The sequence below is a fragment of the uncultured Gemella sp. genome (assembly GCF_963525165.1).
GTDB lineage: Bacteria > Bacillota > Bacilli > Staphylococcales > Gemellaceae > Gemella.
Window position 1 is genome coordinate 68,994 of the sequence record NZ_CAURJN010000002.1, and the last position, 14,687, is coordinate 83,680.

The following is a 14,687-nucleotide window of genomic DNA, read 5'->3' on the forward strand; positions in this document are numbered from 1 at the left end:
AAAAAATCTATAATCTTATCAATTTATATATTTCACTTCTTTACATTATATCAGATATCACTACTCTCTCATAGTGAAAAAGGGAAGATCATATCACTTTATTCATATTACACTTTTTAATTATGTTCAGATTATTTACTTCTACACATAAATAAACTTAATAAAAATATTTTAAAACAACAAAATGCTGTCCAAATTAAATCCCCTCTTTTTCTCCACATCCCGGACTTGACAAAAAAACATTAAAACAGGCTGTTCACTCATGCATTTTTTGCATTTGTTAACAGCCTTATGTGACATTATATTAAATTTAATTCTAGCTTTCTCACATATATCAAATCAAAGAGTATCTTAGGTTTAATATACATTACAGCATAAATCTTTCTAAAATTAAACCTACCTATGAACCAACCATTAAGAATATATTTTTTACCGTACTTTAACCTATCTTAAATTATTTCCAAAGTGATTTAAGTTTTTCAAAGCCTTTGGAAATAAATCCACTTGCTCCTTTTATCATTTTTTTAGCATGGTCACTTATATAGTCAATTGTTTTATTAATAATATTTTTTTCAATAATATTAAATTTATCCTGTGTATCTCTATTCCCCTGACTCAGATGTGCGTAAAATGATGTTAACTTATGGGGATAAATTGGATTTAGTTTATCTAGTGTTAAAGGGCTAGTATCCTTCAAATAAGCCAATCCCTTTTCAATTACTTTAGGGTGTTTTAAATTTCCAAATCCGTGTACTATTAATTTATTTGTATTGTCATAAACTACTCTATGTAACACCCTAACTTTACTAGTGTAATCCAAAATATTAAATCCAACATTTGTATCTGTTTCATAAGCTTTTATAGAAGCAGTATTAGCATCATATTTCTTTTTCAATTCTTCATATTTAACATAGTCACTTAATCCTGGGCCGTTAAAATTCACAACCCCTTTAACTAATTCACTAAAAGATTTACTAGCTTCAAGAAAACCGTAATATGATTCATATCCTCCTAGAGAATGACCTGTCACATATATATTTTCATAATTTTTATTACTTATTATAGATTTAATTTTTTTCATCTGTTCTTCTACAATACTTGGCACTTTAGATTTATTAAATAAAATTTTAATATCTTTAATTAATTCATCTACACCTTCATCAGTTCCTCTAAAAGCTATTATTAAGTTTTTACTAGCTTCATCTTCAAACAGCATAACATCCGAATAATATAACTTTTCCTTAATTTTTCTTCCAGATATCATACTACTATTATCATCTCTTTCATTTTCTATAATTACTTCTTTCTCATAATCATCTGTAAATCTCTCCATAAATTTCCATTTTTTAAAGAATTCTATGTCTTTTCCTGATTTTAAATCTAAAGAATATAAATTTTTACTACCAAATACCTCCCCTTTATCATCATTCTTTTCAGAGTTATAAATTTCCAATAATGATTTATTTCTATGTTTATCATTTTTAAAATCATAGTATACAATTTCTGATAGCAATAATAGATCTCTTTCCCCAACATTCCATTTATCTCGTGAATATTTTTCTCCAAAAGAATCAATTTTCCCACTATTTACTTCAAATGCATCATCATATCCATCTCCATCAGTATCTAGTGTGTTAGAAGCTACATCTTCTATAGCTACATTTGATTTTAACTCAAGATCTATATACCCATCTTTATCATCTGTAATTCCATCACCATCTGTATCTGCTTTTTCAGGATCACTAAGTACATATAAAAATGCTTTTCCATCTAAATGTTTTTCCGGTCTTACTTCATTACCATTAACTAGGTTGTCATTATCATAATCTTTGGCAAATAGACTTTCTATATATTCATCATTTAAATTATCTATTTTTTTATTAATTTCTTCTATATTAGCACTTTGTATATTATATTCTTTTAATATCTTTTCTCTAGCTGCTGCTATTTGTGTTTTAAAATACGGTGATTCTTTTCCAGTTGAGAGATGTAACTTTCCTTTTAAAATTTCTCTTGTATAGTAAGGAGAAATTCTATCTTTATTTACATCTAATTCCTTTTGCTTTATATCATTATCAAATTGATCAAAGATTTCAGGTAGTTCTTCTGATTTTTTAGCAAAATAAAACTTCCCACCAGTATCATTTGCTAATTTTGCTAATTTATTTTGATTTATTTTTCCTAAACCTATTGTAAAAATATTGATGTTATTTTTAATAGCCTCACTTATAACTTCATCATAAGAACTATAATCATCACCATCAGTCAATAAAAATATATATTTTTTATTATTTGATTCACTTTTCAGTAGTTCTATACTTTCTTTAATAGCATTGTAAATATCTGTTCCTCCACTTGAATCAATTTTATCAACATTGAGTAAAGCATCATCTATATTATTTGTCAATGATTTTTTTATATTAATAGTATCATCAAAATCTAGAATCGATACTCTATCATGATTTTTATCTAGCTGAGCAAGAAGTTTTTTTGTTAAACTTAAACGTAAATTTCCTTTATCATTCCAAACCATACTTCCAGAGCTGTCTATTGCAAAAACAATTGAACGCCCTTTATTTTTTGTATTAAGGGGACTAGTTATTTTTTCGTCTTCAACATCATTAATAACATAATCTGTAGCTAATTTATTTACTTCATCTTGCTTATTCTTATCAATTACAGTATATGCTCCAGATTCACTAATATTGGCATAAGCCATGTCACCTATAACCTGTGTTTCTATTGGTTTAAAAATCTGTGTTTTTTTATTATAATGATAAATGGTAGGTACACTATCAGAATCCAAACTATTAACATCGAATTTTAATCCTAATTTGGTATTTTTAAAATCTTTATCATAGTTAACATTAACTGCACTTCCTAAATATCCCGGAACTTCTTTATCCAACATATAACTATTGTTATTAGATAACTTAATATTTTTTATTTCTTTTTCATCTAAATTAGAAGATATATTTACTAGCTTTCCGTCACCTTTTAATGTTTCAAAACCAGGTTTTCTAGTTCCTATTCTCATTACGCCAGTAATCACAGGAACTTCTTTACTGATTATATTATCTATAACTTCTTCTTGATTTTCAAATTCTCTCTTACGTTTAAGATTTGCCTGAACATAATACATCATTACATTTTCAAATCTTCTTTCTCCTTCAAAAAGAGAATCATCAAAAATATTAGTAATATTAATTGTTGATAACTTATCTTTCTGAGTAGTTAGTAATCCAATATTATTTTTTATATTTTTAGTCGCTTCTTCCAATTTTGGATAGTCTTTAACATATTTTCTCTGTTTGCTTTCTACTATTTCTGTATAAACAGTTTCTTTTTTGGGTATTAGTTTCGTTTTTGGGGCACTTTGCGGACCATTATTTATTTCTGGTTTACTATTGTGTTTTTTTACACCTTTTGTTCCTACTTTAATTACTTTGTCTACTTCTTTTTGTTTAACTGTACTTGAAGTAATTTCTCTTTTCAGTTCTTCACCATTATTTAATAGTACCTTTTGAATAGTTGTTTTTTCTCCAACTGTTCCTTCTTTTATTACCTTCGTAGTACCATTTTCCATATTTTCATCTTCTTCATAAACTACCTTATACGGAACTGTTTCTGTTACTTTTATTATTCTCTCAACTACTTTAACTTTCTTTTTCACCTTAGTAGGCTTAACACCATCTGTCGTTAAAGAACTATTAGCTTTATTTGATGTATCAGTTGTAGTATCTTTTTGAGATTTAGTTGCATCTTGAATATTTTTAGGAGTTTCTACTGTATTATTTTTAATAGTAGTATTCTCCTCACTACTTTTACTAGCTTTTATATTAGTTTTCTCTTTAATATTACTCTTATCTGAATTACTCTTATCTATAGAAGCATTTACATTCGTTTGTGATTTTTCTTTTTCATTTTCTAATGATGTATTATTTACAACAGGAGCTTTAAAGTTAGGTTTTTTCTCAATAGAAGTATCTTTTTCTACAGAACTATTATTATTTTCATTATCACTAACTTCTATCTCTTCTTCTTTTGTTGTTTCTGATAGTACTTCTTCTACAACTACTGGGAGTGGTATATTATCATCACTATTTTTTACAACATCCGTTAAATTTTCTTTAACTTGGGGTTTATTCTCGATATCTTTTTCTCTTGGTTTTGTTATTACACTTCCTTCATCTGATTTATTATCTGTGCTTACTGTTCTAACTATACTTTTCTGAATATGGTATTCTTGTGTGTTTACAGAATTCGATGATACATCATCTGATGTAAGGTATCCTACATATTTATAACCATCAATAGATATTAGATTATCTTCAAATCTTGTATTGGCAGATGTTATATGATTATAACCCGCTAAAAGTTTATTCTCCAATGCAAACGTTGAACTAGGTAAAACTACACTTTGACCTAATACTCCAATTAATACTATACCTAATATTTTATTTCTATTTTTCTTAGATACAAGTACGACAGTTAATAAAGCTGTAGCAAAGCCAATACCTTTTAATGGAAGTGAAGTACTTCCTGTATCAGGTAACTTGTTTTTTTGTAAATACGACTCATTCTTATAAACTAAGTAGTATGTTTCACCATTCTTTAATTCTTCAGGTATACCTTGTTTAACTAAAGATTTTTCATAATCAGTTAACTCACTGTCAGCTACATAATTTATACTTACATTACTTCCTGATCCTTCACTAGCTAAAGCAGTTGTACCTCCAGCCAATAAAAAAGTACCTATCACAACTGGTGTTGCTCCTACAGCAAGCTTTCTAATAGAGTATTTTAATGTTTTATTAATACTTTTATAACTCATAAATTTTACCTTTCTTTAATATTATTAATATTGTATTAAAAATTATTATGTTACATTTGTGAATTATGTAAATAAAATAATTATCAATAACTATTATTTTACAAAATAAATACAATTTTTTCAAATAATAGCTAAAAATTTACATAAATAAACATCATAATAATATAGTAAAATTAAAGTTAATTTAATTACAAGCTTCTAAATTTCTAAATTTGATTTACTTTTGATAAAATTTTACATATATACTAAAAAACGCTTTGGATTACTCCTTAGCGTTTTACTATCCTCACATACTTTCTAACGATTACTAAACTTTTAAACGATTTATGTTTTCTATAAAGAATATTTAAATCCTATACTATACCCAAGATATTCCAACCTGTTTAATCCTATAACTAATTCCATTCAATCCCCTTAATAGCAAGCCTTTTATAGCGTTCAATTGTATTCTACTTTACGTTGTTATTTCTGTAACAACTAATTTTATCATACAAAAGCTCCTTTAGTAGATTTTAATAAATCTATAATCTTATCAATTTATATATTTCACTTCTTTACATTATATCAGATATTACTACTCTCTCATAGCGAAAAGGGAGTGACTAAAAAATCGCGATTTCGAAGAAATCGATTTTGTCGAGTCACCCCCGCACAGTTTATTAGATATCAATAAACCACTGCGTCTATGGATTTTCATATAAACCTTGTTAAAATTTAGGACTTTTGGGGCAGCCCTCTTCTTTTTCCTCATTAAATCACTCTAATATTAAGTTTTTTCTAAAATTAACATAAAAAATAAGACGGTAAATGTCAATATCAAATTAGACAGAAAATTTTTCAGTAAAAATCTTAGGGGCACAACCAAAAATTTCCCCTCCCATTTTTTGAAACAAATCAGCTTAATAGGCACGTAGAAAAAACAGACATCTTAGTCAAGGGTTTAAACAAAGTGTCCCTTGACTAATGGTGGAAGTTTTTTCTATACTTTGCCTATGCTGATTGTTTTATTATCGCTCTAACTTCCTTATTAAAGGCTTCATTTGCTGTTTGATAACCTAGTATTCTCCTAGGGGTATTATTTATTCTATCTACTATATTCTCGATGTATTGTCTATTATAATCATCTATAGACGTACCTTTTGGTATAAACTGTCTTATTAATTTATTAAAATTCTCATTCCCACCTCTTTCAAAGGCTGAATATGGGTGTGCAAAATACACATCTACTACATTCAAGAAGTATTCACCTAATGCTGAAAATTCAGCTCCATTATCCGCTGTTATAGACTTTATAATACCCGGTGGATATTTTTTCATTAATTTCTTTAATACATATGTCACAGATTCACTATCTTTGAAATCTATCAATACTATGATTTCTTTTCTTGTTTTTCTTTCTGTTAAGGTTAGTAAACATGTGCTTTCACCTTTTTTTCCATGTACTGTATCTATTTCAAAATGACCAAATTCTTCTCGATTATCAATATGTACTGGTCTTTCATCTATACTAATACCTAAGATCTTTTTATTCTCTTTTGGCATTGTTTTACATTTTTTTCGTCTTACTTTCTCTTTAAGATCTATATTTTTAACTTTAAGTCTACCTTCATCTATATAACGATAGAGCATATTTACGCAAACTACTTCTTCTTTTGTAAATATTCCCATAGCTAATGCTCGTCCTATCACTACATCTGGTGATAGTTTATCTTCTAAAATTAGTTTTTCTGCGTATTCTAAAAACTCTTTAACCTTCTCAGACTTAGATTTATTATGACTTTTCATTCGATTTGTTTCGTATACATATTGACCATATATTGGACTATATTCATCTTTGTACTTAACTTTATTGTTAACCTTTTATTTAGTTCTAACTGTACCTCTTTTGATTTCATTAAGCACTGTTTGAGGTGATTTTCGCCATAGTACGTTTTGACATGAAAGGTAATTTTTTCTTCTTGCATTTCTCAGCTTCTTTAATTAAGTTAGATAAAATTATTCGAATTGCGAGTGTTAGGTGTTTACTTTCTTTGTATTTTCTTGTAAAATTAGTTTTAGACATAGTAAAAATCTCCTTGGTATTTTGTGGTAAATTTATTATAGCAGATTTTTACTGTGTTTTTTATTTAATGGCTTTAGCCAGTTGAGGAGGCGAAGTCTCCGAAACAAAAAACCACCCGCTATGCGGGTGCGAGATAAAAGTTAAACAATTGAAAAATCATCCTTTCTTGATAAAATAAGAGTAGTTCAAGCTCTAAAATAAAGAAAGGATGATTTTAATTATGGCAAATAAACATAATAGTTTATCGCATACAAAGTGGTTATGTAAATACCATATTGTATTTACCCCTAAGTATAGACGAAAAATAGAATTTAATCAATACAAACGAGATATAGTAGATATAATAAAAAGGTTATGTAAGTACAAAGGAGTGGAAATAATAGAAGGACATATAATGCCAGACCATATACATTTGCTACTATCAATACCGCCAAAATACAGTGTTGCAAGTTTCATGGGATATTTGAAAGGAAAAAGTTCACTGATGATATTTGATATGCATTCAAACTTGAAATATAAGTATGGAAATAGAAAGTTTTGGGCAGAAGGATATTATGTAAGTACTGTAGGATTAAATGAAAGTACAATAAGAAAATATATCAGAGAACAAGAATCGCATGATATTGCAATAGATAGACTGACAACCAAAGAATATACAAATCCATTTGGAAATAAGAAAAAATAAATAATCCCGTTTAACGGGTAGCGGGCGTCAAAATACAATAGGGCTTGAACGAATGTGAAAGCCAGCGCCTTGAGGTGCGTGTTAGTAACAAAGGGTTATACCCGAAGAGAAAGGGGCTGACCCAAAAGTATAAAGAAAAACCAAGAAAAGATTGATAAAAATTCTTTTCTTGGCTTTTTGAATAATTTTTGATGGAAATTCTAAAAAATGAAAAATATTTCCCAATAAAATCAGCTAACCCTCCCTGTTCTATCAGGTGTTTTGCTAATTTTATTAAATTATGGGAAATAGCGTGCAGGGCAAATTCGACCCTCACATTTTCAATTCCTCGAAGGGAAAATCTTGTGAACGCCATGTTTTGTTTTAAATTACCGAAGAAACTTTCGATTTCTATCTTTCTTTTTGAGTATATATTTTTAGTTTCTTCGTTTTCTAAAAGTAAATATCTTTGTTTCTCTTTCAACTCTTCATACGTTGGATTATATAGTATTGTTCTATTACCTTTTGCTTTTGTACATAGGTGTTTTATTGGACAATCACTACAGTCTTCACATTTGTATTGTTTGAAATCTCTTTTATATCCGTATTTATCAGTTCTACTTATATATTTTTCAAAATCTACATATCTATTATTTGCGCATACGAAACTATCACTAAATACATCATATTTCCAGTTTGATGAGTTTTTTATGTCTTTTTTGTATTTATTCATCAGTTCTTTTCTCATCACATATTATATGGTATTAGTGCCTGATAATTATTTTCTTCGCAGTAAATATAATTTTCTTCACTTCCGTATCCTGCATCAGCTACTATTGTTTTTGGTTCTATTATTCCTTGTTCTTTAATATTTTCTATATGTGATTGTAATGTTCTTACATCTGTTGGATTTTGATGTATTGTAAAACCTAATACATATTGATTGTGTGTGCCTACTTGTATATTGTACCCTGCTTTTAATTGCCCATTTTTCATATGGTCTTCTTTCATTCTCATGAATGTTGCGTCTTTATCTGTTTTTGAATAACTATTTCTGTCTTTTAATATTTCTAGCTGATTTTCGTATTTTCGTAGCCTTGGCAGATAGTCTTCTTTTATTTTCTTTGTTATCTTATTTATTACTCGCTTTCTATTTTTGGGGATTTCTTGTATTTCTTGTTCTTCTTTTATCTCTTCTAATACTTCTACTATTTGCTCAACTTCTTTAGATCCTAGATTGTCTATATCTTGTAGTATTTCTCGTGATAACTCTTTTAATTCTGATAATCCTTTTACTGTTTCTTCTTGTTTTAATTCTTCTTCACTCAAGTTACTTGCTTCTTCTAGAAATTCTGTTATTTTTTCTGTTATTTTTTCTTTGTATCTTTGTGTTGATTTTTTCCATACAAATGTGTATTTATTCGCATTTGCTTCTATTTTTGTTCCATCTAGATAATATATACTAGGGTCTATAAGTTCTGCGTCTATCAATCTCAGTACTATCGCTTTAAATACTTCTTCTATTAATTCTTTTTTTTCTACTCGAAATCTATTTATTGTACGAAAATCTGGTGTTTGTCTTGCGGCTAACCATATCATTGGAAGGTTTTCCTTACATAGTTTTTCTATTTTTCTTCCGCTTATTACTTTATTTATATATGCGTAGATTATTATTTTTAACATCATTTTTGGATGATATGAACATCTGCCTCCACCTTTATATGATTATCTCAGTATTTTTTCATCTATTCCTTCTACTACTTGATTTATTAGTTTTGATATGTGATTTTCTTCTATCCAATCAGTTATATCCATTGGTATTTGTAGTTGATTCATGTTATAATTTTTATAGGTAACTTTGTTACTCATTTATATCATCTCCTTTGATTTTTTGGTTTTTGGTTATACTATTATTATATCATGGGGATGATTTTTTGTTTATTAATTTTAAAAAGAAGTACCGAGTTTTTTCTCGTTACTTCTTTTTTTACTGGTCTTTTGGGTCAGCCCCCATTATTTTTATTTTTTTAGTGTCTAATTTGATTATACAATCTTCCTAAAAAATAAGACCCAAAGCATTTCTACTCTGAGCCTTTTATTTACTTACAGTAAATCTAACTTGCTACCTTTTATGGCAGCTTTTTCCAGATTTTTTAACAACACTATTCCTAATATTAAAAATACAAAAGCTAACACTAACTCTCCTCTAATTAGATATATGTTGCTTATTACACTCTCCCCACCTATTAATTTTTGAGCTAAAAGTATAGATCGTGTTAGTGGTAAAGTATAGCAAAATTGCTCTACTAAATATGGGAAATTACTAACTGGAAAATTCGCTCCTGTAAATATTAAAAGTACTTTGTCTATAGTATTCGTTACTAGATGAATTTCTGTCGTCAATAATATTAAACACGAGATGAAAAATCCAAAACAAGTCGCTACAAATATTGCTAATATTAAAATAAAAACAAACTCCAATACTTTTTGTCCATTCCAAGCTAGTCCTAATAATAAACTAAGTACGCTAACTCCAAAAACTACCGATACAAAACTTAGTAACATAGTTGAGATTGCACTTGAAATTAATATTTCCGAAATACTCGTTTTAGTAGCTAACATTAGAGACAATGTTCCACTTGCCCTCTCCCTTGCTAACTGAAGACCAACTCTATAAATTGCCGTAAATGCACTAGTCACTATCGCATTACTTATAACCCATTTTTCAATATTTTCCGCACCATAAACATAATATCCTACTAATGAATAACACATCATTTGCATTAGTGGAATTAACAAATCTATAGTAAAGAAAGCACGCCAATCATTTAATACCGAAGACATTTTATATGAAAAACTAACTCTTCTAAAAAATCTATACACATTTTCCATATTAAAACACCTCCAAAGTCCCATTAATAACACATAGTTTCTTAATTTTTCTAAATGAAAATATACTAATAATAAAATAAATAATTATAATAATCACCAATATAAATGCTACTCTCAATAATTCTTCATTACTACCGCCTTGAACAGCTAATTTATAACCTTCCATCGCCCATGTTGGACTCAATAAGTATGAAATATATTGAATAAATTTTGGAAAGATCGAAATAGGAAAGACCATCCCAGTTAGCATTATTATCGGATAATCAATAACATTCATAAGAATACTTATTTTTCTAGATAAAGTAAATAATCCTGCCATCATAAAACCGACAGCTATCATAGATACTATCATTAAAATTGTTATTAATACAAAATAACTAAAACTTGCAAACTGGATAGATTTATTAAATAAAATTTTTACCGTCAACGTATTAAGTCCAAAACTAAATATTCCCCAAAGTGTGTTCCCTAAAATTTTTCCAAAAATGATATTTTCGAAACCTATCGGTGAGGTGAAAATCATTGGCATAGTTCCTAGCCATTTTTCTCTATCCATATCACTAGCTGATGAAAAACAAATACTTCCCCAAAAAGTAGTAATTCCCGCTCCTATAAAAGCATATAACATAAAATCTTCCACACTACGATTTTGATAAATCATCCCGAGTAAAATTCCACTTAATATCGGGCTAATAAAAATACAAAATCTAAACATTGGACGTGCTATTGATTGTTTCATCTGAACTTTGGCACTCATTAATATTGCTCTTAACATATTATGCATCCCCCAATAGTTCTATATAAATATCTTCTAACGTTATTTCTAAATTCTTTTTATTTTTCTCTTCTTGTTCGCGTTCTTTCTTTGCTTTTATTTCTTCTTTTCTTTCGTTAGAAACTAAATTTTGGAGACCTACTACATCATCTATAGCCAGTAACTTACCTTTTTTTATTATCGCAATTCTATCACAAAGTTCTTCTGCTTCTGGCATATAGTGAGTTGTTAGTAAAATAGTTACTCCTTCTTTAGACAGTTTTTTAATTAATTCTCTTAATTCTTTTGCTCCTACTGGATCTAATCCAATACTCGGTTCATCTAAAAATATTACTTTTGGATTATTTAACAATGCTCTTGCAATTTGAAGTCTTTGTTTCATTCCTTTTGAGAAAGTTTCTACCTTTTTATCTATAAACTCACTTAACCCCACTTGAGCTATTAATTTTTCAATTAACTCTTTTTGATCTTTAAAAGGAATTTTGTATAAATCTGCAAAATATGCCAAGTTATCTCTTGCACTAAGCCGCCAATAAAGGCTCCTTTCACCACTAAAAACAAAATTAATATATTCTCTAACTTTTTTAGCTTCCGAAAAAGTATCAAACCCAAACACTTTTGCTTTTCCTTCGCTTGGAGCAAGCATCGTAGTCAAAATTTTTATCGTTGTTGTTTTACCCGCACCATTAGGTCCAAGTAAACCAAAAATTTCTCCTTCTTTCACTGAAAAGTCTATTCCTTTTATAGCTTCAAATTCACCATTTTTCGAAGTCTTAAAACTTCTTTTTAGACCTTTTACATTTATTATATTATCCATCACTTTCTCCATTTCCTAAAATAATTCCGACCTAGACTTTTCAACAACTAATTATATTCAAATCCCTTAATAGAGAGACTTCAATAACGTTTATTTGTATTCTACTTTACGTTGTTATTTCTGTAACAACTAATTTTATCATACAAAACTCCTTTAGGAGATTTTAAAAAATCTATAATCTTATCAATTTATATATTTCACTTTTATACATTATATCAAATATCACTACTCTCTCATAGTGAAAAGGGAGTGACTCAAAAATCGTGATTTCGTAGAAATCGATTTTGTCGAGTCACCCCCGCAAAGTTTATTAGATATCTAAAAAGCTTTTATAAAGCGAATTTAGATATCAATAAACCACTGCGTCTATGAGTTCTCATATACACTTTGTTAAAATTTAGGACCTTTTGGTCAGCCACTTTTCAAATGAATTTCAATTCTTTTTTTATGAATTATTATTATTATTATTTGTTCCTCATTCTATTTCTTCTTTTAAATACTTATGAAATATTTGCTCCTTTTAACGTTTTTCGAATTTCAATAAAACAAATATTCCCAAGCCAAACAGTATTGTTAATATGTTCAAGGATACTCCAAGAACTTTTATATTGTCATAAACGAAAGGTATTAATAAAAACAAGACGCCAAATACTGAATAAAAACTAGTTATGATAGTGTGAATAGCTCCAAAATCTTCTCCTTCATAATCATCATAGAGCATTTTTTCAAAGAAGTTTCCGGAAACTCCTATTACAACGAAGGTGATAAAGAAAAACAATAATTTTAGATAACTATTATCTATTATAAATACTAATAAAAAGTTAGTTCCTGATATCAAATAATCCATATAAAAGAAATTTTTGGGAGGAACTTTTACAAAAGGTGCAACCATTGCTCCTACTAAGTCCGCACCACGCCATACAGAAAGAACTAAAGCTAACCATTTTACATCAATATTTATGCTAATAAGATAAAGCGGAAGCAGTTTTAAAAGCAAGTCAGTAGCACCACTAAGAAATGCTTCGATAACAATTATCTTTGACGCTGCGTTTCGTGAAAATAATGTCTTTATATTGCCGACTATACTAGCCTCGACCACATCTTCTGTTTCCTCAGTTTCTTCGGTAGTTTGAATATTTTTATTCAGGTTTAACTTTGTAAAGAAGTATACTCCCGCTAAAAAGATTGGAATACTTAGTTGCATAAGTGATAAATAAGTGATAAAACCAAGCAACAACGATGCAACGAAATTACTAAGTATATCTAATGAGTTTGATGTAAAATATTGAATATCAACTGATTTTTTAATCAGATTATTATCATTATCAAGAACTTCTGGTGTCACTTTTACATTTAATGAAGTAAGAACACAATTTACTAAATTGAATAAAAAGTTATAAATAAATATAAAAGCAATATGCGCTTTATTAACTAATGCAATTATTAAAAGACTGACTAAGATAATATGCATAATTTGGAAACAGAGAATCCAAAACTTTGTATTTTTTATCTTATTAAAGAAATAACTATATGAAAACGCGACTAGCGATGGAATCATTCCTATTAAAGCAAACGATGTCAAAGTACTTGCTTCTATATTATATACTTCTACCAAAGCAATCGTTACCGCAACCATATAAAAGCTATCTGCTATATTCAATACAGAACGCCCTAGAATTAGATTAATAAAATTCTTAGGAAATATATTTAGTAATTTCAAAATTATGCACCTCCCATGTGCGTAAGTTGATTTGAATTATATCTTTCATATTTCCCAAACCTGTAAGTTCTGAAAACACTTTATATGATATCATTCCAGAAGCCATAAATGAAATTGGAGTGATTATACTCGATGGTGCTTTTTTATCCAATATACTATCATCATTTATCATATTATCACCATAAAAGTCACTTAAGTTCATTGTTCTTTTTGGATTAATATATGCATAGTTTATTGTTGTTGACATACAAGAACCTGCTATAAATGACTTTTGCATTGAAACGATAAATCACTAAACAAGCAATCAATCTCTACAAACGGAGTATCAACACAACAAATTGCTATATCAAAATCATATTTTTAAAAAATATCTTCCAACTAATTTTTACTATTAATCTTGCAATTAACAGATATTACCATCCACCTACTCGGTATTCATATTGTTTTGATGGCTTATATTTTTTCAACCTAATTTATTTTATGAATATATATTAGCACTGATACATTATATAGTCAATTCTTTTTTTCTGAAAAAAGAGAACAAATATCTGAAAAATAACAAAAAATATATTCATAACTTATAATATAAATGAATAATTTGAAAATTAAGGATTTTAATGTTAGAGAAAACTAATAAAGTTTTTTTAATACAAGAATATTATATCTAATTATATATACTAATCCCTCTTTATTTTTGAGTATCTAATCTAATTATACAATCTCCCAGGACAATTGGATTTATCTTGAGTACCGATTTTAAAAAAATTCTCCACTCTTCCTATATCTATAGACAAAAGATTTTTATTAAAATGAACCCCCATCAATAAAAAAGACCTACCGTAGACTTGAAAATCTACGATAGGTTGCTGTTAAAGTCAAATTATTACGGAAAATAAATTCCAAAAAATTAAATTACGATGAAA

General features: G+C 28.1%; 11 protein-coding genes and 1 pseudogene. 1 reads left to right on the plus strand and 11 read right to left on the minus strand.

Features of this window, described 5'->3' with window-relative positions:
• Positions 1-454: 454 nt before the first annotated feature.
• The 3 genes and pseudogenes from RWQ74_RS00800 to RWQ74_RS00810 form a co-directional block, all read right to left on the minus strand.
• A complete protein-coding gene (locus RWQ74_RS00800; RefSeq protein WP_314395899.1) occupies positions 455-4,834 on the minus strand; it encodes a VWA domain-containing protein in 4,380 nt (1,459 codons plus the stop codon).
• A 990-nt stretch (positions 4,835-5,824) separates the two neighbouring features.
• Positions 5,825-6,667 (minus strand): annotated as a pseudogene (locus RWQ74_RS00805) (IS30 family transposase); the annotation flags it as partial.
• A 61-nt stretch (positions 6,668-6,728) separates the two neighbouring features.
• Complete coding sequence (locus RWQ74_RS00810; protein ID WP_314395901.1) at positions 6,729-6,896, minus strand: hypothetical protein; 168 nt, start codon at positions 6,894-6,896, stop codon at positions 6,729-6,731.
• Between the two features lie 220 nt (positions 6,897-7,116).
• Here RWQ74_RS00810 and tnpA point away from each other — a divergent pair, with 220 nt between their 5' ends.
• The gene (gene tnpA, locus RWQ74_RS00815; RefSeq protein ID WP_314395903.1) at positions 7,117-7,581 is read left to right on the plus strand and encodes an IS200/IS605 family transposase; all 465 of its coding nucleotides are present in this window, start codon (positions 7,117-7,119) and stop codon (positions 7,579-7,581) included.
• 10 nt (positions 7,582-7,591) lie between these two features.
• On the opposite strand, the gene RWQ74_RS00820 is transcribed toward tnpA, so the two are convergent.
• The 8 genes from RWQ74_RS00820 to RWQ74_RS00860 all read right to left on the minus strand — a co-directional run bounded on the left by RWQ74_RS00820 (position 7,592) and on the right by RWQ74_RS00860 (position 14,011).
• Complete coding sequence (locus RWQ74_RS00820) at positions 7,592-8,293, minus strand: transposase (RefSeq protein ID WP_314395905.1); 702 nt, start codon at positions 8,291-8,293, stop codon at positions 7,592-7,594.
• Positions 8,294-8,307: 14 nt separating this feature from the next.
• Positions 8,308-9,243 carry a transposase gene (locus RWQ74_RS00825; RefSeq protein ID WP_399540717.1) on the minus strand — a complete coding sequence of 312 codons (936 nt, stop codon included), beginning with the start codon at positions 9,241-9,243 and terminating at the stop codon, positions 8,308-8,310.
• 42 nt (positions 9,244-9,285) lie between these two features.
• Positions 9,286-9,429 (minus strand): hypothetical protein, encoded by a 144-nt coding sequence (locus tag RWQ74_RS00835; protein ID WP_314395907.1) that lies wholly within the window; start codon positions 9,427-9,429, stop codon positions 9,286-9,288.
• A 234-nt stretch (positions 9,430-9,663) separates the two neighbouring features.
• Positions 9,664-10,452: an ABC transporter permease gene (locus RWQ74_RS00840; RefSeq protein ID WP_314395908.1), complete on the minus strand. Its 789-nt coding sequence runs from the start codon at positions 10,450-10,452 to the stop codon at positions 9,664-9,666.
• A gap of 1 nt (position 10,453) precedes the next feature.
• Positions 10,454-11,227: an ABC transporter permease gene (locus RWQ74_RS00845; RefSeq protein ID WP_314395910.1), complete on the minus strand. Its 774-nt coding sequence runs from the start codon at positions 11,225-11,227 to the stop codon at positions 10,454-10,456.
• A gap of 1 nt (position 11,228) precedes the next feature.
• Complete coding sequence (locus tag RWQ74_RS00850) at positions 11,229-12,044, minus strand: ABC transporter ATP-binding protein (protein WP_314395912.1); 816 nt, start codon at positions 12,042-12,044, stop codon at positions 11,229-11,231.
• A gap of 520 nt (positions 12,045-12,564) precedes the next feature.
• Positions 12,565-13,680 carry a hypothetical protein gene (locus tag RWQ74_RS00855; protein WP_314395914.1) on the minus strand — a complete coding sequence of 372 codons (1,116 nt, stop codon included), beginning with the start codon at positions 13,678-13,680 and terminating at the stop codon, positions 12,565-12,567.
• A gap of 58 nt (positions 13,681-13,738) precedes the next feature.
• Positions 13,739-14,011 (minus strand): hypothetical protein, encoded by a 273-nt coding sequence (locus tag RWQ74_RS00860; protein WP_314395917.1) that lies wholly within the window; start codon positions 14,009-14,011, stop codon positions 13,739-13,741.
• Positions 14,012-14,687: the final 676 nt, after the last annotated feature.

What these genes read in the sequence shown, in the direction of transcription:
- RWQ74_RS00860 (WP_314395917.1), bottom strand. Translation starts at nt 14,011, where the DNA reads ATGTCAACAACAATAAACTATGCATATATTAATCCAAAAAGAACAATG.
- RWQ74_RS00835 (WP_314395907.1), bottom strand. Translation starts at nt 9,429, where the DNA reads ATGAGTAACAAAGTTACCTATAAAAATTATAACATGAATCAACTACAA.
- tnpA (WP_314395903.1), top strand. Translation starts at nt 7,117, where the DNA reads ATGGCAAATAAACATAATAGTTTATCGCATACAAAGTGGTTATGTAAA.
- RWQ74_RS00845 (WP_314395910.1), bottom strand. Translation starts at nt 11,227, where the DNA reads ATGTTAAGAGCAATATTAATGAGTGCCAAAGTTCAGATGAAACAATCA.
- RWQ74_RS00810 (WP_314395901.1), bottom strand. Translation starts at nt 6,896, where the DNA reads ATGTCTAAAACTAATTTTACAAGAAAATACAAAGAAAGTAAACACCTA.
- RWQ74_RS00850 (WP_314395912.1), bottom strand. Translation starts at nt 12,044, where the DNA reads ATGGATAATATAATAAATGTAAAAGGTCTAAAAAGAAGTTTTAAGACT.
- RWQ74_RS00820 (WP_314395905.1), bottom strand. Translation starts at nt 8,293, where the DNA reads ATGAATAAATACAAAAAAGACATAAAAAACTCATCAAACTGGAAATAT.
- RWQ74_RS00825 (WP_399540717.1), bottom strand. Translation starts at nt 9,243, where the DNA reads ATGTTAAAAATAATAATCTACGCATATATAAATAAAGTAATAAGCGGA.
- RWQ74_RS00855 (WP_314395914.1), bottom strand. Translation starts at nt 13,680, where the DNA reads ATGGTTGCGGTAACGATTGCTTTGGTAGAAGTATATAATATAGAAGCA.
- RWQ74_RS00840 (WP_314395908.1), bottom strand. Translation starts at nt 10,452, where the DNA reads ATGGAAAATGTGTATAGATTTTTTAGAAGAGTTAGTTTTTCATATAAA.
- RWQ74_RS00800 (WP_314395899.1), bottom strand. Translation starts at nt 4,834, where the DNA reads ATGAGTTATAAAAGTATTAATAAAACATTAAAATACTCTATTAGAAAG.